Source organism: Caballeronia catudaia (assembly GCF_001544755.2).
In the GTDB taxonomy this organism is placed as follows: Bacteria; Pseudomonadota; Gammaproteobacteria; order Burkholderiales; family Burkholderiaceae; genus Caballeronia; species Caballeronia catudaia.
Map to the genome: position 1 here is coordinate 203873 of NZ_FCOF02000002.1, position 21795 is coordinate 225667.

Annotated in this window: 20 protein-coding genes; 17 read left to right on the top strand and 3 right to left on the bottom strand. The window is 62.6% G+C overall.

The features are described from left to right. Window positions 1–303: 303 nt before the first annotated feature. A complete protein-coding gene (locus AWB75_RS03185) occupies window positions 304–1698 on the top strand; it encodes a hypothetical protein (RefSeq protein ID WP_061122619.1) in 1395 nt (464 codons plus the stop codon). Here the strand turns inward: AWB75_RS03185 and AWB75_RS03190 are convergent. Next, window positions 1695–3191, bottom strand: a complete 1497-nt coding sequence (locus AWB75_RS03190) for a cryptochrome/photolyase family protein (protein WP_061122620.1) — start codon at window positions 3189–3191, stop codon at window positions 1695–1697. The genes AWB75_RS03185 and AWB75_RS03190 overlap by 4 nt on opposite strands. A 30-nt stretch (window positions 3192–3221) precedes the next feature. Between AWB75_RS03190 and AWB75_RS03195 the strand changes: the two genes are divergently transcribed. The 6 genes from AWB75_RS03195 to AWB75_RS03220 are packed head-to-tail and all read left to right on the top strand — an operon-like array spanning window position 3222 to window position 7906. Next, the gene (locus AWB75_RS03195; RefSeq protein WP_014192146.1) at window positions 3222–3800 is read left to right on the top strand and encodes a YqgE/AlgH family protein; all 579 of its coding nucleotides are present in this window, start codon (window positions 3222–3224) and stop codon (window positions 3798–3800) included. Continuing rightward, a complete protein-coding gene (ruvX, locus tag AWB75_RS03200) occupies window positions 3797–4243 on the top strand; it encodes a Holliday junction resolvase RuvX (protein ID WP_061122621.1) in 447 nt (148 codons plus the stop codon). Before AWB75_RS03195 ends, ruvX begins: the two co-directional genes overlap by 4 nt. Beyond that, the gene (gene pyrR / locus AWB75_RS03205) at window positions 4230–4745 is read left to right on the top strand and encodes a bifunctional pyr operon transcriptional regulator/uracil phosphoribosyltransferase PyrR (protein WP_061122622.1); all 516 of its coding nucleotides are present in this window, start codon (window positions 4230–4232) and stop codon (window positions 4743–4745) included. The genes ruvX and pyrR overlap by 14 nt, the downstream gene beginning before the upstream one ends. 40 nt (window positions 4746–4785) lie before the next feature. Further along, window positions 4786–5823 carry an aspartate carbamoyltransferase catalytic subunit gene (locus AWB75_RS03210; RefSeq protein ID WP_061122623.1) on the top strand — a complete coding sequence of 346 codons (1038 nt, stop codon included), beginning with the start codon at window positions 4786–4788 and terminating at the stop codon, window positions 5821–5823. Window positions 5824–5825: 2 nt separating this feature from the next. Next, a complete protein-coding gene (locus tag AWB75_RS03215) occupies window positions 5826–7103 on the top strand; it encodes a dihydroorotase (protein ID WP_061122624.1) in 1278 nt (425 codons plus the stop codon). A 2-nt stretch (window positions 7104–7105) separates the two neighbouring features. Then, window positions 7106–7906 carry a lysophospholipid acyltransferase family protein gene (locus AWB75_RS03220; RefSeq protein ID WP_061122625.1) on the top strand — a complete coding sequence of 267 codons (801 nt, stop codon included), beginning with the start codon at window positions 7106–7108 and terminating at the stop codon, window positions 7904–7906. On the opposite strand, the gene AWB75_RS03225 is transcribed toward AWB75_RS03220, so the two are convergent. Continuing rightward, window positions 7875–8729 carry a symmetrical bis(5'-nucleosyl)-tetraphosphatase gene (locus tag AWB75_RS03225; protein ID WP_061122626.1) on the bottom strand — a complete coding sequence of 285 codons (855 nt, stop codon included), beginning with the start codon at window positions 8727–8729 and terminating at the stop codon, window positions 7875–7877. The genes AWB75_RS03220 and AWB75_RS03225 overlap by 32 nt on opposite strands. Before the next feature lie 341 nt (window positions 8730–9070). Between AWB75_RS03225 and rfbB the strand changes: the two genes are divergently transcribed. From rfbB to AWB75_RS03275, 10 genes are all read left to right on the top strand, one after another. Continuing rightward, window positions 9071–10123, top strand: a complete 1053-nt coding sequence (gene rfbB / locus AWB75_RS03230; RefSeq protein WP_061122627.1) for a dTDP-glucose 4,6-dehydratase — start codon at window positions 9071–9073, stop codon at window positions 10121–10123. Continuing rightward, window positions 10116–11045: a dTDP-4-dehydrorhamnose reductase gene (rfbD, locus tag AWB75_RS03235; RefSeq protein WP_061122628.1), complete on the top strand. Its 930-nt coding sequence runs from the start codon at window positions 10116–10118 to the stop codon at window positions 11043–11045. The genes rfbB and rfbD overlap by 8 nt, the downstream gene beginning before the upstream one ends. A 33-nt stretch (window positions 11046–11078) precedes the next feature. Continuing rightward, window positions 11079–11960, top strand: coding sequence for a glucose-1-phosphate thymidylyltransferase RfbA (gene rfbA, locus AWB75_RS03240; RefSeq protein ID WP_061122629.1), 882 nt, complete (start codon window positions 11079–11081; stop codon window positions 11958–11960). After that, window positions 11957–12508: a dTDP-4-dehydrorhamnose 3,5-epimerase gene (gene rfbC / locus AWB75_RS03245; protein ID WP_061122630.1), complete on the top strand. Its 552-nt coding sequence runs from the start codon at window positions 11957–11959 to the stop codon at window positions 12506–12508. Before rfbA ends, rfbC begins: the two co-directional genes overlap by 4 nt. A gap of 20 nt (window positions 12509–12528) precedes the next feature. Further along, window positions 12529–13659, top strand: coding sequence for a DegT/DnrJ/EryC1/StrS family aminotransferase (locus AWB75_RS03250; protein ID WP_061122631.1), 1131 nt, complete (start codon window positions 12529–12531; stop codon window positions 13657–13659). Next, window positions 13656–14153, top strand: coding sequence for a GNAT family N-acetyltransferase (locus AWB75_RS39395; RefSeq protein WP_061122632.1), 498 nt, complete (start codon window positions 13656–13658; stop codon window positions 14151–14153). The genes AWB75_RS03250 and AWB75_RS39395 overlap by 4 nt, the downstream gene beginning before the upstream one ends. Next, on the top strand, window positions 14153–14965 hold the full coding sequence (locus tag AWB75_RS03260) for an ABC transporter permease (protein ID WP_061122633.1): 813 nt from the start codon (window positions 14153–14155) through the stop codon (window positions 14963–14965). Before AWB75_RS39395 ends, AWB75_RS03260 begins: the two co-directional genes overlap by 1 nt. Continuing rightward, on the top strand, window positions 14962–15711 hold the full coding sequence (locus tag AWB75_RS03265; protein ID WP_061122634.1) for an ABC transporter ATP-binding protein: 750 nt from the start codon (window positions 14962–14964) through the stop codon (window positions 15709–15711). Before AWB75_RS03260 ends, AWB75_RS03265 begins: the two co-directional genes overlap by 4 nt. Window positions 15712–15779: 68 nt before the next feature. Next, window positions 15780–19589, top strand: coding sequence for a glycosyltransferase (locus AWB75_RS03270; protein WP_061122635.1), 3810 nt, complete (start codon window positions 15780–15782; stop codon window positions 19587–19589). Then, window positions 19582–20577: a rhamnosyltransferase gene (locus tag AWB75_RS03275; protein WP_087086454.1), complete on the top strand. Its 996-nt coding sequence runs from the start codon at window positions 19582–19584 to the stop codon at window positions 20575–20577. The genes AWB75_RS03270 and AWB75_RS03275 overlap by 8 nt, the downstream gene beginning before the upstream one ends. Window positions 20578–21182: 605 nt before the next feature. On the opposite strand, the gene AWB75_RS37600 is transcribed toward AWB75_RS03275, so the two are convergent. Next, entirely contained in the window at window positions 21183–21770 is a 588-nt protein-coding gene (locus AWB75_RS37600) for a hypothetical protein (protein ID WP_159462763.1), read from the bottom strand. Window positions 21771–21795 lie beyond the last annotated feature (25 nt).

The following is a 21795-nucleotide window of genomic DNA, read 5'->3' on the forward strand; positions in this document are numbered from 1 at the left end:
TTTGCGGACTGCGTTCGGACACGCCGGCGCGAGTCGCGTGGGTTTCGGGCTTTGCAGCGTGAGGCAAGTTCGTTGCGGCGAACGAAGGTGCGAAGGGCGGCGGCAGGCGCATTCGTTTCCCTGCCGGCTCGTTAGCGCATACGCTTGAGGCAGGCGCAGCGAGCGGCGCGCGGTCCGCCCGCGAGGAGTTCCGAGCGCGGTGATGGCTGACGTCCGTCGCCCGCCTACGGATGATGCAATCAAACCGCGTGCGTCGGCGGCTATCGACCGCCGCGCCCGCGAACCGGCTTGTGAGCGCTTGTTATGACTTCTCGTCCCGATCTGCCCGTTCCATTCGAAGCCCTGCCCAATCCGCGCGGCGGATCGGTGCGACTCGCCGAAATGGCGCTTACCGACGCGCTGCACGCTTTTCAGCGTCAAGGTGAAACCGGCGCTGCGCTGAAGCGCGCCATCGCCGCGCTGCACTCGGCGGGCTGGCTGCCCGCGCAGCGCTTCGCCGAGGCGCTTGCGCTCGTCGCGCCGCTCGGCGAGGAATCGGGTGGAAGTCACGCGCGCATCGCGGAGGCGCTCGCGGTGTTCCGCGCGGCGGTCGAGCGCCACAATCTGCGCGAGCTGTCCTGTTCGACCGTGCTTTTCGATCACTATCGCGGGCTGCATGCGCTGCTCGCGGCGCATACGCGGGTCGCGCCGGTTTCTTACGACGATCTCGCCCTCGTCGGCCGTGCGATCGCACCAGCGACGCTGCGCGGCTTCGCGCCCGAGCGGCTCGCGCACGTGCGGGCGCACTACGAGGAGACGCTGCTCGAGCTTTTGCGCGGACCGGTAGAAGCATCCGCCGATGCGTTCGCGCGCCTCGATGCCTGTCTGGACGAACTGCGCGGCTCCGATCCCTACGACTTCTGGCGGCTTGCGTCGTCCGCGGTGCGGGCGTTGCGCGAGCGTGCCGAGCGCAACGGCGCGGAGCTTGACCATATCGCCGATGCAAAGCGCCTCTACGCGCGCTTCAATCTCGTTCTGGCGGATCAGGCGCACGCGCTGTCGTACGCGCCGCGCTCGCTCGTGCGCGCGACGCTCGCGCTGCTGTGGCGCGATTTCGCGCTTTACGGCGCGGCGCCGGAAGACACCGAACACGTGGATGTGCTGCGCGACTACGGCTTGACCGTCGCGTGGCACGTGGCGGCGACCCAGGCATCGGAAGCGGCCTGGGAAGAGGGCGCGGCGCAGGCGGGCGAAGAAGCGTCGCGCGAGGCCGCGACGCGCGATCTCGGCGTGCTGCGCGTGAATTCGGCCGCCTACGAAGACTTCCTGCAGAGCGCGGAAACGTCGATCGACGCGCTGGTCGAGCGCGGCGCGCAGGCGAGCGAAACCGGTACGGTGGACGAGGCCGCGGCGCTGTCCGCGGCGGACGCTTCGCATCGGCTGGGCACGGCGGCCTGCGCGCTCGGGCTCGGGCACGTCGCGCTGCTCGCGGACACGCTCGGCCTTGCGTGGCGGCGCGTCGCGCATCACGGCGAAACGCACGCCGACGGCGCCGAAGGCGCGACGCGCGGGCTCGACGCCATGGTGCCCGAGCGCGCCGCGCAAATGCTGCGCTCGATGCTGCATCAGGCGGCCGCGGGCATCGCGCCTTCCGAAGGGCGCGGATCGATCGTCGCGCTCACCGCGATGATCGAGCGGCCGATGCCGATCACGCGTTAATCGTCATCGCGGTCGTCGGGCGCGGTATTTCTCGCGCCCGGCTTGCGCACCACGTCATAGCGTGCGAGCGTGCGTTGTCGTGCCGCGGCGTGATCGACGACCGGTTGCGGATAATCCGCGCCGAGCGATAGCTTCGCCGTTTTGAGCGCATCGGGTTTCGCGAGCCACGGCGCGTGGATATCGCGGTCGGATAAACCTGCGATCTCCGGCACGTAATGACGGATGAACTTGCCAGCAGCGTCGAACTTTTTCGATTGCGTGACCGGATTGAAGATGCGGAAGTACGGCTGGGCGTCGCAACCGCTCGATGCGGCCCATTGCCAGCCGCCGTTGTTGTTCGAGAGCTCGAAATCGTTCAGCAGCGCCTCGAAATAAGCTTCGCCGCGCCGCCAGTCGATGCCGAGATCCTTCGTCAGAAAACTCGCCACCACCATGCGCAGGCGATTGTGCATATATCCCGATGCATTGATCTGACGCATCGCCGCATCGACGATCGGATAGCCGGTTTGCCCCGCGCACCACGCGGCGAAGTTCGCGTCGGCGGCGTCGCCGGTTTCCCAGCCGATGCGATCGTATTCCGGCTTGAACGCGCGATGATCCCCGGCCACGCCGACGTGCGGGAAATGGTGCAGCACGGAGAAATAGAACTCCCGCCAGATCAGCTCGCCCAGCCACGTTTCAGCGCCCTTGTCGCCGTGGCGCTGCGCATCGTGCGCGGTGCGGGCGAGCGCGCGGATCGACACCGTGCCGTGCCGCAGATGCACGCCGAGATAGCTCGGGCCTCTGAGGGCGGGGAAATCGCGCGTGCGGCCGTAGTCGGACATGCGTTCGCGGAAGTCGTCGAAAAGCGCGTAGGCCCCGCTCGCGCCCGCCGGAAATGCGGGCGCGAGCGCATCGGCGAAACCGAGCGCGGCCAGCGACGGAAACGCATGCCTTATGCGCGTAGGCGGCATGGCCAGCGCGTTCAGATGACCTTCTGACGCATACGGCATCAGCGCATCCGGCGTGAGCGTCTGGAGCCACTTGCGCTTGTACGGCGTAAAGACGGTGTAGGGCTTGCCGGCGCCTGTCATCACATCGTCATGATCGAAGACGGCCTGATCCTTGAACGTGAAGAACGCGATGTCCTGACTCGCCAGCCTGGAGGCGACGGCTTGGTCACGCGTCAGGGCGTCAGGCTCGTAATCGCGATTGGCGAAGACGGCATTCACGCCGCAGTTGCGCGCGAGCGCCGGAATGTCGTGAACGGGATGTCCATGCAGCACGATCAGCCCGCCGCCCGCCTCGCGCAGCGTGCGCTCCAACTCGACGGCGCTCGCATGGATGAACGGCACGCGACGATCGTTTTTGGCGAGCGGCGCGAGAATATCGCGATCGAAAACGAAGGCGCACAGCACGCGGCGGCAACGTGTAAGCGCATGATAGAGTGCAGCATTGTCTGCCGCGCGCAGGTCCCGCCGAAACCAGACCAGACCCACATCAAAGTCGGCCATCTCGCAGCGCCTTTGTTAAAATTCTGAATTATGTCCAAGACTTCCGATCGCATCAATTTGACGAATCAGTTCCTGATCGCCATGCCATCCATGGTCGATCCGACGTTTTCGGGAACGGTGGTCTATCTTTGCGATCACACCGAGAAAGGTGCGCTCGGCCTCGTCATCAATAGGCCGACCGACATCGATCTCCAGTCGCTTTTCAATCGCATCGATCTGAAGCTCGAGATCGAGCCGCTCGTCCATTTGCCCGTGTATTTCGGCGGTCCCGTGCAGACCGAGCGCGGCTTCGTGCTGCACGAAGCGGGCGAGGGCGAGCCCTATAGCTCGTCGATGAGCGTGCCCGGCGGCCTCGCCATGACCACGTCGAAAGACGTGCTCGAAGCGGTCGCGAGCGGCAAGGGCCCCGAGCGCTTCCTGCTCACGCTGGGTCACGCCGGCTGGGGCGCGGGCCAGCTCGAAGAAGAAATCTCGAAGAACGGCTGGCTTACCGTGGAAGCCGATCCGCGCATCATCTTCGACGTGCCCGCCGAAGACCGGCTGGAGGCGGCGCTCTCGCTGCTCGGCGTGTCGCGCTCGATGTTGTCCGGCGAAGCAGGGCACGCATGAGCCGCGAGGCCACGCTGCTGGCATTCGATTACGGCGAGAAGCGCATCGGGGTCGCCGTCGGCAATACGTTCACGAAGCACGCCCGCGCGCTCGTCACGGTGCAAAATCTCAGCCGCGAACATCGCTTCGTCGAAGTGGGCAAGCTGCTCGACGAATGGAAACCCGACGCCGTGGTCGTCGGCATGCCGATGCATCCCGATGGCACGCCGCATGAAATGAGCGCACTCGCCAAGCGCTTCGGCAATCAACTGAACGGCCGTTTCAACGTGCCCGTGCAATGGGTGGACGAGCGTTATTCGTCCGTCGACGCCAAGGCCGAGCTGCGCGAGCGCGGCGTGCGCGTCAATGCGCGCGGCCGCTTCGACGAGATCGACGCCGAAGCCGCCCGCGTCATCCTTCAACAATATCTCGACGGACTTGCCGACGATCATGAGTTCCATTGACGCCGAGGCGCTGTATCGCGCGCTCGTCGACCAGATTCGCTTGGCGTTCGGATCGTCGTTCGCAGAGAACGATGGCCCCGTGCTCGCGGGCATCTACAGCGGCGGCGTGTGGCTGGCCGAGCGGCTCGCCAAAGACCTGAACGCGCCGAGCTTCGGCGTGGTGAACGTGGCGCTGCATCGCGACGACTACGCGAAGAAGGGTCTGCACAGCCAGGCGCGCCCGACCGACTTGCCGTTCGATGTGAATGGCCGTCGCATCGTGCTCATCGACGACGTGCTGTCCACGGGCCGCACCGTGCGCGCGGCGGTCAACGAGCTGTACGACTACGGCCGTCCGGCGTCGATCGATCTCGCGGTGCTCGCCGATCGCGGCGGGCGCGAAATGCCGATCGGCGCGCGCTTCACCGGCGGCACGGTCGATGTTCCGGCGAGTGCCAATCTCGTGCTCGCGCGCCGCGACGACAACACGTTCACTTTCACGACCGAGCCGCGCGCAAACTGACGCGCGCTCGCGTTTCTCAAAGAAACACCCGGGATTCATCATGAACATCGCCACCCAGGGCGCAGCCGGATCGGGCGCGCCGTCATCGGAAAAGAGCGCCGACACGTTCCGGTACGGCTTTCTCAAGGGCAATCCGCAGCTCACGAAAAACGGCGAGCTGAAGCACCTGCTCACCATCGAAGGGCTGCCGCGCTCGATAGTCACGCATATTCTCGATACCGCCGAGCAGTTCGTAAGTGTTACCGATCGCGAGGTGAAGAAGGTGCCGCTCCTGCGCGGCAAGTCGGTGTTCAACCTCTTCTTCGAGAACTCGACGCGCACGCGCACCACGTTCGAGATCGCGGCGAAGCGTCTTTCGGCGGACGTGCTGAATCTGAACATCAACGCATCGTCGACGAGCAAGGGCGAATCGCTGCTCGACACCATCAACAATCTCTCCGCGATGCACGCCGACATGTTCGTCGTGCGTCACGCGTCGAGCGGCGCGCCGTATCTGATCGCCGAGCATTGCGCGCCGCACGTGCACGTGATCAATGCGGGCGATGGCCGTCACGCGCACCCGACGCAGGGTCTGCTCGACATGTACACGATCCGCCATTACAAGCGCGACTTCACGAAGCTGCGCGTGGCGATCGTCGGCGACATTCTGCATTCGCGCGTCGCGCGCTCGGACATTCATGCGCTCACGACACTCGGCGTGCCCGAAGTGCGCGCGATCGGTCCGCGCACGCTCTTGCCGGGCAATCTCGATCAGATGGGCGTGCACGTCTATCACAACCTCGACGAAGGGCTGAAGGGCGTCGACGTGATCATCATGCTGCGCCTGCAGAACGAGCGCATGAGCGGCGCGCTGCTGCCTTCCGCGCAGGAGTATTTCAAGAGCTGGGGATTGACGCCCGAGCGCCTCGCGCTCGCCGCGCCCGACGCGATCGTGATGCACCCCGGCCCGATGAACCGCGGCGTCGAAATCGACTCGCAAGTGGCCGACGGCCCGCAGTCGGTCATTCTGAATCAGGTGACTTTCGGCATCGCCGTGCGCATGGCGGTGATGGGCATCGTGGCTGGGAATAGCGACTAAACATGAAGATTCAAATTCAAAACGGCACGCTCATCGATCCGGCAGCGGGCACGGAAGAACGCAAGGACGTGTTCATCGCGGCGGGCAGGATCGTCGGCCTCGGCGAGGCGCCCGCGGATTTCAACGCGGCGAAGGTCATCGACGCGAGCGGGCTTTACATCGCGCCGGGCTTCGTCGATCTGTCCGCGCGCCTGCGCGAACCGGGCTTCGAGCACAAGGCGACGCTTGAATCCGAAATGGCCGCCGCGATGGCGGGCGGCGTGACGAGCCTCGTGTGCCCGCCCGACACCGATCCGACGCTCGACGAGCCCGGTCTCGTCGAAATGCTGAAGTTCCGGGCACAGAAGCTGCATCTGGCGCATGTGTATCCGCTCGGCGCGCTCACGATGGGTCTCAAAGGCGAGGCTATCACCGAGATGGTCGAACTGACCGAAGCGGGCTGCGTCGGCTTCTCGCAGGCGGATAACCCGATCGTCGATACGCGCACGCTACAGCGCGCGCTGCAATACGCGACGACTTACGGCTACACCGTGTGGCTGCGCCCGCAGGACGCGTACATGTCGAAGGGCGGCGTGGCGGCGAGCGGCGCGGTTGCGTCGCGGCTCGGGCTGTCGGGCGTGCCGGTAGCGGCGGAGACCATCGCGCTGCATACCATCTTCGAACTGATGCGCGTGACGGGCGCGCGCGTGCACCTGTCGCATCTGTCGTCGGCGGCGGGCGTCGAGCTCGTGCGCGCGGCAAAGTCCGAAGGGCTCGCCGTGACCTGCGACGTGACGATCAATCACGTGCATCTGACCGATATCGACATCGGCTATTTCGATTCGCAATTCCGTCTCGATCCGCCGCTGCGTCAGCAACGCGACCGCGACGCGATTCGCGCGGGCCTGGCCGATGGCACCATCGACGCGATCTGCTCCGATCACACGCCGCTCGACGACGACGAGAAGCTTCTGCCCTTCGCCGAAGCGACGCCGGGCGCGACCGGGCTCGAACTGTTGCTGTCGCTGACGGTGAAGTGGGCGCGTGAAGCGAACGTGCCGCTCGTGAAGGCGCTGGCGCGCATCACGTCCGCGCCAGCCGACGTGCTGAAACTGCCCGCGGGCCGCATCACGACGGGCGCGCTCGCCGATCTCTGCGTGTTCGATGCATCGGGCGACTGGCGCGTCGATCCGCAGAAGCTCAAGAGCCAGGGCCGCAATACGCCGTTCCTCGGCTATGAACTGCCAGCGCGCGTGCGGGCGACGCTCGTCGGCGGACACGTCGCTTACGAGAGCCGCTGATCATGACGCTCGTGTTGCGCAAACTGCGGCTCGCCGTTCACCTGCTGCGCGGCATGTGGATCGTCGCGACGCGTTTTCCGCGCGCGTCGGCGCGCGAGCGCATGACGTCGAATCGCGCGTGGTCGCTCGAGATGTTGCGGCTGTCGGGCATGAAGCTCGTCGTCCATAACGACGAAGCGCGGCTCGATAGCGGCGTGCTCGTCGTTGGCAATCACATCTCGTGGATCGACATCTATGTGATCAACGCGTGGCGTCCGACGCCGTTCGTGTCGAAGGCGGAGATCCGCAAGTGGCCGGTCGTCGGCTGGCTCGCGCAACAACTGGGCACGGTGTTCGTGCAGCGCGAGAAGCGCAGCGATGCGAAGCGCATCATGCACGAGCTGGCGGAACGCCTGCACGCCGGTGAGCTGATGTGCGTGTTCCCCGAAGGCACGACGACCGATGGTCAGTCGCTGCTGCCGTTTCACGCGAACATGTTTCAGGCGGCGGTGTCGGCGTCGTGTCCGGTGCAGCCGGTCTGCCTGATGTACGAGGATGCGCAGGGCAGGCAGTCGACCGCGCCCGCGTATATCGGCGACATGACGCTCGACGCTTCGCTCAGTGCGCTCTTGCGCGCGGCGCCGCTCACCGCGCATCTGTATGTGTGCGATCCGCTTGCGCCGGGCGCGGACCGGCGCGTGCTCGCGAGCGAGGCGCAGGCCGCGGTCGATACGGCGTTGCAGCGCATGCGCGGTGCGCCGGCCGTGGTCGAAACGATGGCGGAGATGCCGCTCACTTCTTCATCGCGCAACTCACCTGCGTGAGCACGCGTTGCGCGGGATCGGCGGCCATGCGCACCGCCGATAGTTTATTGCCCCACACGCAGCCCGAGTCGAGACAGAGCACGTCGTCGCGAATCATCAGGCCGAGCGCGGCCCAATGGCCGAACACGATCGTGACGTCCTGCGTGCGGCGGCCCGGCACGTCGAACCACGGCATGTGGCCGGGCGGCGCGGCATCGGGGCCGCCGTTGTTGGCGAATTCCATCGCGCCTTCGGGCGTGCAGAAGCGGATTCGCGTCAGCGCGTTATAGATCACGCGCAGCCGATCCATGCCCGTCAGCGTGTCTTCCCACCGATGCGGCTCGTTGCCGTAGAGCGCCGCGAGCGTCTCTTTCCAGTTCGGCGCGCGCAATGCCTGCTCCAGCTCGTGCGCGAGTTCCATCGTCATCGTCGCGTCCCATTGCGGGAGCACGCCTGCGTGGACCATCAGGATGTCGTTCTCAAAATGCGCGACGGGCTTGTGCCGCACCCATTCGATCAGATCGGCGGCGTCGGGCGCGTCGAGGATGTCATCGAGCGTGTCGCCTTTCTTCGGCTTGCGCAAACCCGCCGCGACTGAGAGTAGGTTCAGATCGTGGTTGCCGAGCACGACGGTCGCGCGCGAGCCGAGCGCGATCACCTCGCGCAGCGTCTGCAATGACTTGGGCCCGCGGTTGATCAGGTCGCCGGCGAACCACAGCGGCGTGCCGGGCTCGGGCGCGGCTTTTTTCAGAAGACGCTGGTACGGGTCGCAGCAGCCCTGGAGATCGCCGAAAGCGAGAGGGGCGTGCGAGATGTCGATGCTGGAGGTGAGGGCGTCGGTCATGCAGAAAAGTGCGCGTGAAGCACCGGAGCGCGGCCTGATTGGGACATTCGGGATTATGAAACAAAGGGCTAACGCTGTCTTTTCGTACGAAAGTCCGGGACAACGTCACAAATTGCAACCTGGTGCAACCGTCGGGCGTAGCTGTATCAAGTTGTTAGCCATGTCGTTTTTGCTTTGCTCGGCCGTATAATAAACGGTTGACCGGAACTGGGCCGGACCTCGTACGCATTCGGGGCTGGTCAGAAGCTCCGCGCAACTGCGGGGCAGCACGGGCGCACATTCTTGGTCTGCGCGTAAGGACCTTCAATTCTTGAGACTGTAGGCAGCAGAAGAGGACTTTCATGATTCTTGTGACAGGCGGCGCCGGATTCATCGGCGCAAATTTCGTTTTGGATTGGCTCAAAGGGTCTGATGAACCCGTCCTGAACGTCGACAAGCTGACTTACGCCGGCAATCTCGAAACGCTCAAGCCGCTTGCAGGAAATCCAAAACACGTCTTTGCGCGAGTCGATATCTGTGATCGTCAGGCGATCGACGCGCTGCTGGCCGAGCACAAGCCGCGCGCCATTCTGCATTTTGCTGCTGAAAGTCACGTCGACCGCTCGATTCATGGTCCGGCGGATTTCGTACAGACGAATATCGTCGGTACGTTCACGCTTCTCGAAGCCACGCGTGCTTACTGGCAGGCAATGGCACCGCAGGAAAAAGCCGCGTTTCGTTTTCTGGCGGTTTCCACTGATGAGGTATTCGGCTCGCTAGGTTCGGAGGATCCGCAGTTCTCGGAAACCACGCCCTACGCGCCCAACAGTCCCTATTCAGCCTCCAAGGCGGCGTCGGACCACCTCGTGCGAGCCTACCATCATACTTATGGTTTGCCGACGCTCACCACGAATTGCTCGAACAATTACGGCCCATATCACTTCCCGGAGAAACTGATTCCGCTCGTTATCACCCGCGCGCTTGCTGGCGAGCCGCTGCCTGTGTATGGCGACGGAAAGAACGTGCGTGACTGGCTCTATGTCAGCGATCACTGCGCGGCGATTCGCCGCGTGCTCGAACAGGGAAAGGTGGGCGAAACGTACAACATCGGCGGCTGGAACGAAAAGGCGAACATCGACGTGGTCAATACGCTGTGCGATCTCCTCGATGAATTGCGGCCGAAGGAGAACGGGTCCTATCGCGAACAGATTTCCTTTGTGAAGGATCGGCCGGGCCACGATCAGCGCTACGCGATTGACGCGCGCAAGCTCGAACGTGAACTCGGCTGGAAACCGGCGGAAACGTTCGAAACGGGTCTGCGCAAAACGGTGCAGTGGTATCTCGGCAACCGCGAATGGTGGGAGCACGTGACATCGGGTGAATATCGCAGGGTGGAGTCGCTTGGGAATGAGTAAGGGCGAACGGACCGCGCCCGTGATTCTGATCACGGGCGCGGGCGGGCAGGTCGGCACCGAGCTAATCCGCGGCATGAGTTTGCTGGGGCGCGTGGTCGCCGTTACGCGGAGCGAATGCGATCTGGGCCGGTCGGAGCAAGTCGAGTCGATGATGAACGAAGTCGGGCCGGCCGTGATACTGAATGCGGGCGGCTACACGGAAGTCGATCGCGCAGAGAGTGACAGCGTGATAGCCCATCGCGTGAACGCGGAGGCGCCGGGTGTTCTCGCGCGTGCGGCGTCGAGAATGGATGCGCTCCTGGTGCACTACTCGACCGACTACGTATTCAGCGGCGAAAAGGCCACCGCCTACACCGAAGAGGACGAGCCCAATCCGTTGTCCGTGTATGGCGAAAGCAAGCTGGCTGGCGAGCGCGCCGTCATGGAAGCGGGCGGCAAGCATTACATTTTTCGTACGAGTTGGGTCTTCGGTCTGCGCGGCGCCAACTTTTTGAAGTCGATCGCGCGAGCCGCACGCACGCGCGACGCTTTGTCGGTCGTGGCTGACCAGTTTGGCGCGCCAACGTCGGCGGCGCTCGTTGCGGATGTCACGGCGCTGGCGGTGCGGGCTTATCTGCGGGACGACCGTCCGCTTGCGAACGGCGTCTATCATCTTGCGGCTTCGGGTGAGACGAATTGGTACGATTACTCGCGGTTCATCGTCGATACGCTCTCGCGCGCCGGCGTGCCGATGTCTACCGCCGTCGATGCCATCCGCAGCATCGGGGCAGCCGACTATCCGACCGCAGCGCGCCGTCCGGCCAATTCGCGGCTCGATACATCGAAGCTGCGAAAGGCATTGGGCGTGGAGTTTCCCCAGTGGGAAGCTGGCGTTCGAGACGTTCTGCTGCAGATTGCCGCGTCGAAAGACGTTCTGCAATGAGGCGAGCGTTCTAGTGTATTGGAGAAAATAAACATGAATAGAAAAGGAATCATCCTCGCCGGTGGCTCCGGAACGCGCCTGTATCCGATCACGCGATCCGTGTCGAAGCAGCTTCTGCCGGTCTACGACAAGCCGATGATTTACTACCCGCTGTGCACTCTGATGCTGGCGGGTATTCGCGATATTCTGATCATTTCCACGCCGCAGGACACGCCGCGCTTCGTCGAAATGCTCGGCGATGGTTCGCGCTGGGGGCTCAATCTCCAATACGCGGTGCAAGAGCGACCCGACGGTATTGCGCAGGCGTTCATCATCGGGCGCGATTTCATCGGCAGCGACCCGTCCGCGCTCATCCTCGGCGACAACATTTTCTACGGTCACGATTTGCAGATTCGCGCGCAGCGAGCGGCGGCGCGCACTGAGGGATCAACGGTTTTCGCTTATCACGTCCAGGATCCCGAACGATACGGCGTCGTGGAATTCGACTCGTCGTTCCGTGCTTTGTCGCTGGAAGAAAAGCCATCCGTGCCGAAGTCGAACTACGCGGTGACCGGCTTGTATTTCTACGACAACCAGGTCTGCGACATCGCTGCGAGCATCAAACCGTCCGCGCGCGGCGAACTCGAAATCACCGACGTGAATCTCGCCTACATGGCGAAAAAATCGCTGAACGTCGAAATCATGGGCCGCGGCTACGCGTGGCTCGACACGGGCACCCATGACTCGCTGCAGGAGGCGTCCGTGTTCATCGCGACGCTGCAAAAGCGGCAAGGGCTGATGGTGGCGTGTCCTGAAGAAATCGCGTTCCGCAACCGCTGGATTTCCGCCGAAACATTGCAGAAACTCGCCGCCGAATTGTCCAAGAATGGCTACGGTCAGTATCTGCAGCGTGTCTTCAAGGAGTCGGTCGCATGAATCTGAATGCCGTGAGCACGGAGATTCCGGAAGTCGTCATTCTTGAACCAAAAGTATTCGGCGACGATCGCGGCTTCTTCTATGAGAGTTTCAACGCGAAGCACTTCGAGGCGGCCACTGGCCTGAAGCGGGAATTCGTTCAGGATAACCATTCCCGGTCGGCGAAAAACGTATTACGAGGCTTGCATTACCAGACGCAGCACACGCAGGGCAAGCTGGTGAGGGTAATTGCAGGCGCCGTGTTTGATGTAGCGGTCGATATCCGCAGAAGCTCTCCGACGTTCGGCAAATGGGCGGGAGTGGAGTTATCGGCGGAAAACCGGCGTCAGCTGTGGGTTCCGGAAGGGTTTGCGCATGGTTTTGTCGTGATCTCTGAGTTCGCGGAGTTTCTCTATAAAACCACTGATTATTACGCGCCGGAATTCGAACAGTCCATTCGCTGGGATGATCCGCAAATTAATATTCGCTGGCCGGCCGGCATTGAGCCGATTCTTTCGAAGAAAGATGCGGACGGCTCTTCGTTCGCCGGCGCTCAGCTGTTCGATTGACAAGATCTAAGGAGAAGCGTGTGGCTATTCAATTGTTCGTGCCGAATTTCCGTATCGACGAATGTCTCGCAGAAATCCGGGAATGCCTTGAAAAAGGTTGGACAGGTCTGGGATTCAAGACCAATCAGTTCGAAGAGGCGTGGAAGGCCTACACCGGCTTGCAGCATGCGCATTTTCTGAGTTCGAACACGGTCGGGCTGCATCTCGCGATCGAGCTCTTCAAGACCAAGTTCGGCTGGGCCGACGGCGACGAAGTCATCACGACTCCGCTTACCTTTGTCTCCTCGAATCACGCAATCCTGTACTCGCGGCTCACGCCCGTGTTCGCGGACGTCGACGACTCGCTGTGCCTCGACCCGGACAGCGTAGCGGCGCGCATCACCGACAAGACCCGGGCGATCATTTTTGTCGGTATCGGCGGCAATATCGGCCGCTACCATGAGGTGCTGGCGCTGTGCAAGGAGCGCGGCATCAAGATGATTCTCGATGCGGCACACATGGCGGGTACGCGCATCGAAGGCCGGCATGCCGGATATGACGCGGACGTGTCGGTGTTCAGCTTCCAGGCGGTGAAGAATCTGCCCACGGCCGACTCCGGCATGATCTGCTTCCAGGATGCGGACGACGACGTGCGCGTGCGCAAGATGAGCTGGCTCGGCATCAACAAGGACACGTACGCGCGCACCGCGTCGCAGGGCGCGTACAAGTGGATGTACGACGTCGAAGAGGTTGGCTTCAAGTATCACGGCAACTCGATCATGGCCGCGATCGGTCTCGTGCAGCTCAAGTATCTCGACGGCGACAATGCGTACCGTCGCCAGCTCGCGACATGGTATGAAGAGCAATTCGCCGGACAGTCGAAGATTCGACTCGTCAAAATCGCGAAGAACTGCGAATCATCCCGCCATTTGTTCCAGATTCGCGTGAAGAATCGTGACGAACTGATGCTCGCCCTGAACGAACACGAGGTGTACCCGGGCGTGCATTATCGCGACAACACTGAATATCGCATGTACGCGAGCGGAAAGGGCCAGTGTCCGAACGCGCATCTCGCGAGCTCGGAAATCCTGTCGTTGCCCATGCACATGCGCGTGACCCGCGCGGATACGGAGCGGATCACATCCCTCGTCCGTCAGTACGCCGCAGAATGAAGCAAAACCACGCGCCGTTCGAGCTCGGTGGCGTGCGGCTGCGCCTTCTTGCCGAAGACGATCTTCGAATCACGCTTGCATGGCGCAACCGCGACGGTGTACGTCAGCAGTTCAAGAGTTCGGCCTTGCTGGAATGGGAGGCTCATCATGCGTGGTTCGTCCGCTACAGCGACAAGGCGGACGATCTGGTCTTCATCGTCGAAGATGTCCTGACGGGCGCGCGAGTGGGTCAGGCGGCCATCTATGCCATCGATCGCGACAAGCGAACCGCTGAAATCGGGCGGTTCGTCGCAGCGCCCGAATTTCAGGGAAAGGGATTCATGCGACGGGGTATCGAAGCGTTGATGCGCTTCGCGGCTCACGAGCTGTCCCTCACGTCGGTATACCTCGAAGTGCTCGACACCAACGCCCGCGCGAAGCGCCTTTACGAGACCCTCGGTTTCGTAAAGACCGATTTCATCGACGGACTCGCGCGAATGGAGCGAACTATTTGATGATTACATATAACAGCGCGAGTTCGCGCCCGACCTTTGGGGAGTTTGTCAGCGCGCTGAAACTGTGGCGCGTGTGGCTTCATATGGGTCTGCAGGACGTAAAAAGCCGATTCCGCAGCTCGTTCCTCGGACCGGGCTGGATTCTCGTGAATCTGGCCGCCATCATCGGCGCAATTGGCATGATCTACGGGCGGTTGTTTCATCAGCCGATGAATGAGTTCCTCCCATTTCTGACGCTGGGCCTCGTGACCTGGGCGTTCATCGGCTCCTCGCTCACCGAGGGCTGCAACGCATTCATCGTCGCCGAGGGCTACATCAAGCAGTTCCCGTTTCCCAAGACCATCTACCTTTATCGGGCGATGGTGCCGTACATCATCGTGTTCGCCATCGGGCTCGGGGTGTTCTTCGTCTGTGCGGCGATCTATCAGCGTCCGATGGGCTGGGGCGCGCTGTGGGTGCTGCCGTGCTTCGTGCTTTTTCTCATCGTCAACTTCTTTCACCTGGTGATCGTCGCGCATATCGGCGCGCGTTTTCGGGACCTGCCGCACCTGCTCGGCAGCGCGATTCAGATCGCGTTCTATCTGACGCCGGTCATGTTCACGGTAGCGATGCTCAAGGACCGCGGCCTGGCGTTCGTGTACATGGTCAATCCTTTGTACTACCTGCTCGAGCTCATTCGATATCCACTGCTGAACAGCGAAGCGCCTCCCGCGGAAGTCATCTACGTGTCCATCGGTTACTGCGTGGCGGCCGGACTCGTCGCGTCGCTCATTGTCAAGAAGATGTCGCACCGGATCGTCTACGTGCTATGACCCAGGAACTGAAAATCAGTCTGCGCGACGTGGGCGTGCGCTTTGATGTGTCTGCGCGGCAGGACAGTCTCAAATCGACCATCGCCAACGCGCTGCGACGAAACAAGCAACGGCCCGAGCGGCGCATGATCCACGCGCTCAAGGGCGTGTCCCTGGAGATCGAGCATGGGGAGCGTGTCGGACTCATCGGGCTGAACGGCGCGGGCAAGAGCACGATCCTGAAAGTCATGGCGGGCATCTATCCGCCGACTTCGGGAGAAGCGCGCATAAGCGGCCACGTTTCTGCGATGTTCGAGCTCGCAACCGGCTTTGAGATGACGCAAACCGGCTGGGACAACATCCGCATTCGCGGCATGCTTCTCGGACTCACGCCGGCGCAAGTGGAAGAGCGCATCCAGCAGATCGGGGAATTCTCGGAACTCGGCGAGTTCCTCGACTATCCGGTCAAGACGTATTCGGCCGGCATGTTCATCCGGCTGGCCTTTTCAGTGTCAACGGCGATCAACCCGGAAATTTTGCTGCTGGACGAAGTCATGGGCGCGGGCGACGTGCAATTCGCCAACAAGGCAAAGCGTCGCATGCATGAGTTCATGGAGCAGGGAAAGATTCTTGTGTTCTCGAGCCACAGTCTCGAAATGCTCGAGGCCTTCTGCGAGCGCGTCATCTGGCTGCGCAAGGGGGAGATCGTGATGGACGGCCCGTCGAAGCATGTACTCGGTGAGTATGAGCGCGCTGCCGGGCAGTGAGCGCGAACCAACGGCCGTGCTGCCCATGCGGTTCGGTGCAATGCGGAATACGTCTGGCTGGATCTCCGATGAAATTTGAAACTCTGATTCGCGATACACAATGGTTTGCGGCGCGCGAAGAGTCGACGCCGGACGTGTCGGTTCTCCTGTCCCTGTCTGAAGGGGGCGCGCAGACGGCGCGCCGTGCCGTCGAGTCGGTTCTCGCGCAGACGCTCACCTCCATTGAATTGATCGTAGCCGACGACAGTGGCGATGCGGCGGTAGCCGAATATTTGCAGGGTGTGCAAAGTCTCGATCCGCGGGTCGCGGTATTGCGTCACGTCAAGCGCGTTGGCATCGCGGCGGTTTGCTGGAATGAAGCCTTCTTTCGCGCGCGGGGCGCATTCGTGATGCTCGCGCGCGATGAGGACGAATTTTGTGCCGAGGCGCTTGAGGGTTTGCTGCACGCGTCGCGGGAAAACCCTCGTCAAATCGCGTTTGGCTATGTCGAGGTGGTTTCTACCGATCACCCCGCCGGCGAACGCAATGCGTCGAGCGCAGAGCAGCGCGCGCAGTCGATGATCATGCTGCGCGTCGCGAACTTCATCGCCCGCAACGCGGTGCTGATCCCGCGCCAGGTCTTCGACGCCATCGGGCTGTTCGATCCGCACGTGCTTCTTTCGTACGCATCGGACTGGGATTTTTGGCGTCGCGCGTCGGAGCGCTTCGAATTCAGGTTCACGGACGTGCTCGTGAGCTTCAGCCACGCGGGCGCGGCGCTCGGCGGCGTGCTCGACGTCGATCGCTGGGCGGTCGAGGAATGGATGCGCACGGAGCGCAACGCGCGCCTGACGACAAATCGCATCGGCGAATACGACGTGCATTCTCCCGATCCGAGTCACGGACGCGCGACGCGCGACGCCTGTGCGGCGGCCGCGCGTGCGCACGGGCACATTTCCATGGACACGGCCGCGCCCGCGCGCGATGACGAAGGTTATGTCCTCGTCGTTTCCGTGCAATACGACGCGTCGGCGGCACTTTATTTCGACATGCTGCCGGAAGCGCTGGGGCGTCGCGTGCGCGTGGTGCCGAACGATCCACGGCGCTATCTCGACGCCCTCGCGCGGGCAAGCATCCTGGTCGTGTCGCGCGCGCTGCGTGCGTATCAGCCGTGGACCGACGCGGCGAAGGCACTGGGCATCCCGACGTATTACTTTCTCGACGACAACATGCCGCTTCTCCAGGAGATCGGCGAAGCGAGCATGAACGGCGAGGATTTCGGACGCAAGGCGTTTCAAGCGGACCTCAAACGCTTCGATGGCGTGTTGCTGAGCAGCCTGCCGCTCATCGACTTCTTCCGCCAGGAGAATTTCCACGAGCATCTGCATTACTTTCCGGTAGCAGGGCGCATCGGCGACGAGGAGCGCGCCCGTATCGGCCAGGCCGCGAGCAAGGATGCGGACGAAATCGTGCTCGCGTTCATGGGTGGTCTCGCGCGCTCGAAGGTCGTGTGGGAACTGATCATCCCGTGCCTCGAGCGGCTCACGCAAGAGGGCGCGCGCATCCACTTTGTGGCGCCGGGGCTTAACACCGACGCGGACACGCTGAAGCGTCTGCCGGCCTCGCTGCGCGTGACGCTGCTGCCGTGGGATCCGGGCTATGCGTATGTCGTGCGCCGCTTCGCGCGTTTCAAACCGGACTTCATGCTGCTCGCAGGCAATGACACGCCGAACAATCCGTTCAAGACGCGTCATCCGCTTCTGACTGCGAGCCTCATCGATGCGGTGCCTGTCCTGCCGAAGCTTGCCCCGTATCTCGACATCGAACCGGATTCGATTGCGCTCGTCGTCGAAGAGCCGTTCGAGAAGGATGCGTGGGAGAGCGTGCTGAGGCGCATTGTCGAAGGACGGGTCGACAGCGAGGCAATCAAGCGACGCAACCGCCAGTATTGCGACGAAGCCTTCTCCGGGGAGCAAAACGCCGACGTCTTGCGCGGCCTGATCAGCAAGGCGGGCGGCTTACCGTCGTGGCAACTGCAATATCGCCGGCTCGCTTCGCTGCCCCTCGTGCAAGACCGCATCGGCCTCGGCGGCTCCCGTGACGAGCATGCCCTGCAGCGCAGCGCGGAGGAATTGCTCGCGCTGCGTCGCGGGCGGCGGTATTCGTGGCGGCATCGCATTCTGGCGCGGCCCTCGGACCTCTGGAACGGCTGCGGTACGGCGTTCTGGCCGCTGCAGCAGGACACGCTCAAGTACGGGTGGAAACGGCGCGGCGGTTCGCTCGAGATGAGCGACAGCCTGCACGACCGCCCCTATTACACATTCGACGTGCCGATGCCGAAGGGCGAGTTTGGCGGCGTGGCCCTTGCTTTCACGGTCGATGGCCTGAAACAGGGCCGCGTCTCGGTGGAACTGATCGCGCCGTCGGGCACCGTTGCCGGGCGGGCCACGCGAGATCTGAAACGGCTTGATTTGTCGCAGCCAGTCGAATTCACATTCGATCCGGTGACCATCGAGGAAGCGCAGACGTGGCGTCTGCGGCTGCGCTGCCGTTCGGCGACACCCGTGTACGTGTACGAACTGGTCAATCGACGCTGGCTGAACATGTTTTACGGCATGCCCAGTCCGTTCATGCAACTGCTCGCGCCGAGGGCGCGTCATGCGAAAACGGCGAACGCCGGCGGGACGGCTGCGATGGGCGCTGGCGCGGCGACGCCGCCTGTGAACGTGAAGCTGATCATCGAAGGCGACATTCCGACGAATCAGATCATCGCGCGCGTCATCGAGGAAGCGCTGGGCGACGAGGGCTCCGTCGAGCCGCTCTTGCTCACCGACTTCACGCCCGATGTCGTGCTCGACGGCGGGCTGGTCGTCTTCAGCCGCATATCGAGTCCGGCAGCCATTCCGATGATCGAATGGATGGACATGCACGGCGTTTCGTATCTGTACTACATCGACGACAATTTCTGGGAACTGACCGGTGATACCCCGCTCGCGCAGTACTACCAGTGCGAGCCGGTGCGCGAAACCCTGCGGCTTGCCATTCGGCACTCGAAGGGCGTAATCGTCAATTCGCCCTTGCTCGGCGAATACATCAAGAAGCGTCATGCGCGCGCGCGCGTGCAGGTGCTCAATGCACCGTTCGATTTTTCGCTGGTTCGTCAGGTCGAGCCGCGAAACAAGGCGCCGGGAGAAGTGCGCATCGGCTTTGCCGGCAACGTTTCGCGCGCGGCCGACTTCGTCGAGATCATTCCGGCGTTCGAGCGCCTGCTAGACAAATATCCGAACGTGACGCTGGTTTTTTTCGGCTATTGCCCGCCGGAGCTCGTTGGACGCGAACGCGTGATCGACGTCCCGACCGTCAGGGACTACGCCGAATTCATCGCGTTGAAGGAGTCGTACGGACTCGATATCGGGCTCGCTCCGATGGCCGATACGGCCTCCAATCGGTACAAGACCAACAACAAGTATCGCGAGTACGGCGGGCTGCGCGTGGCGGGCATCTATACCAACATGTCGCCGTACAAGGATTCCGTAGCGCACGGCAAGACCGGCTTGCTGATCGAACACGACCCCAAAGCGTGGTATGACGCGATGGAGCTGCTCGTCACGGACTCGAGGCTGCGCACCGACATCGCGAACGCCGCATACGAAGACGTGGCTGCGAATTACGCGCAACACGTCGTTGCATCGAGATGGCGGGACACGCTCGTCGGTTTCGCGCGCGAATACCGCACGTTCGCGAGCGTCGAGATGCCGAGTACGTCGACCAAGGCGCGACTCTGGGCGCGCAAGACGGCGAGCCGCATCCGCTTGCGCTCGCTGTTGCTCGTGAGTCGCGCCAGGACGATGCTCTCCGCACCGCGAACCGATCCCTCCGCGAAGGCGACGGATGAGTGACACGGATGCGGTATTACAGCGCGGTCGTTCCGGAAATCGGCCGCGAGTATCGGCAGTCATCGTGACGTTCAATCCGGACCTGACGAACGTCGTCACCATCCTGGAGTCCGTGCGTCCGCAGGTGGAAGGCATCGCGATAGTCGACAATGCTTCGGCGGCCGGAACCGCCGAAGCGCTCAGGCAGATCGCGGCTGAGCGCGACTGCAAGTTCATCGGACTGACGACGAACGTCGGTATCGGGGCGGCGCAGAATCGCGGCGTGAGCGAGTTGATTTGCGGACTGTCGGCGGCGACGGACAGTGAGCACTTCATCCTGTTCCTGGACCACGACAGCGTGCCGCAAGGCGACATGGTGCGGGAACTGCTCGCGACCGATGCCCGCATGCGCGAGAAGGGGGTGCGTGTGGGCGCGGTCGGGCCGCTCACGCTGGACAAGCGCACGCATACCGACGGGCGCTTCATGCAGGAAGGTCGATGGTGGATCCACCGCCGGACATGCCGCGCCGACTGTCGCGAGATGAAGGTCGATTTCCTGATTTCCTCCGGCACGCTGATTCGCGTAGATGTATTGAAAGACGTCGGCGGCATGAACGAAGGATTGTTCATCGATCATGTCGATACTGAGTGGTGCCTGCGGGCAGTGCATTGCGGTTATGCGCTTTTCGGCGCGTGCCGTGCCCGTCTCCTGCACACCCTCGGCGATGCGGTCGTGCGCGTATGGATGGGGAGGTGGCGTGAGGTCTTCGTACATTCGCCGGTGCGTGACTACTATATTTGCCGAAATACCGTCGCGATCGTCCGGAACATTCCCATGTCGCTGGCATGGCGCACTTTTCTTATCGTGCGCCTCATCCTGACGATCGTGTTTTTCGGCGCTGTCGCCGCGCCGCGAATCAGGCGTCTGCGGCTCATGGGAACCGGACTCTGGGACGGAATCGTGGGCCGTTCTGGAGCGGTGCGTAATCCCGCCGTTCGTAAAAGACAGTAAGGCAGCGAACGGTGAGTTGAGGGCCGTAAACCCGTTCCCATCTTCTGCAGAAAGTGCGACAGATTTCCGCAGGCATTTTGGGGCGCTCATTTGGGCGAAGCTCACGGGTATTTTGCGCAATAGGAATGCGTCTCGATTTTTACAGAAAAACGAAGACCGAATTGGCCCTTAATGGTAGTCGCCGCGCGTGTCAAGATTCGTTTCTTAACGGCTTTGGCCCTTTTCAAGGGGGTGGTTTCGGTGGAAATTGCCCCCCAGTTGTGAGATTATTTGGCGTTTCCGAAATATTCTCAGCGCTATTTGCTGCGCCGAACGCATTTTGTGCGTCTGTCGTTATATTCAAAATGCGACGCATGCTTCTCCGCCACTTTGGCGACCGGTTTTCGGTCGCCGCAATAAGGGATGGGTCTCGGCTGACCGGCTGGGCATCGCGTCGTCGCTATATGAGTCTTCCGCAAGAACGGGATGCAGCGCAGGCCGCGCGGTGCGCTCAGGGCGCAGTCACGTCGAGTTGTCGAGCACGTGGTCAAAGGGTCGCCGCTCGTCGTGTCCCGGTGCCAAACCCGGTTAAATGAAACACTATGCGTCAGCCGACTTACAACTTTCTACCTTGCACCTGCTGTGGAGGCCGTCAATTCGCCCCGTTCGCCGTCAGAGCGGATGGTGCGCAGGTCATGCAATGCCGGACGTGTAGTCTTGGCGTCGCGGAAGGCGTCCGCACGAAGGCGGCGCCTTCTGAGTCGGTCAAGCGGTCGGAATGGATCGAGCGGCTTCTGGCGCTCGTCGGCGGCCCTGTCCGTCGAGGCGATAACGCGGCCGCCGGTGCAGACGCGGTTGCTGGACTGACAAGCATCGGGGCATCCTGCACTCGTTCGCCGGCGAATGCGGACCTGGAAGGCACCCGTCGCGATCTCGACGGTGGGGGGCAGATCGTCGACGAAGCGCAGCCTGTGACGAAAGAAACTGATTCGGGGAACGACGGCGGCATCATCGTTTCGACGGGCGTGCTCGAGCATGCCGACGAGTTCGGCGCTGCTTTCGGACGACTGGTAGACAGCATTCGGCCAGACGGCATTGCACTGCTGAGTCTCGCCACGCTGCCCGTGCTGAAGGAACACCGGCCTGCTCCGCTCCAACGCTTCTATCCCACCACCGCTTGCCTTCAGCGCATTGCTGCCGAGCGCGGGTGTCAATTAATTCATGCCGAGTTGCCTCAAG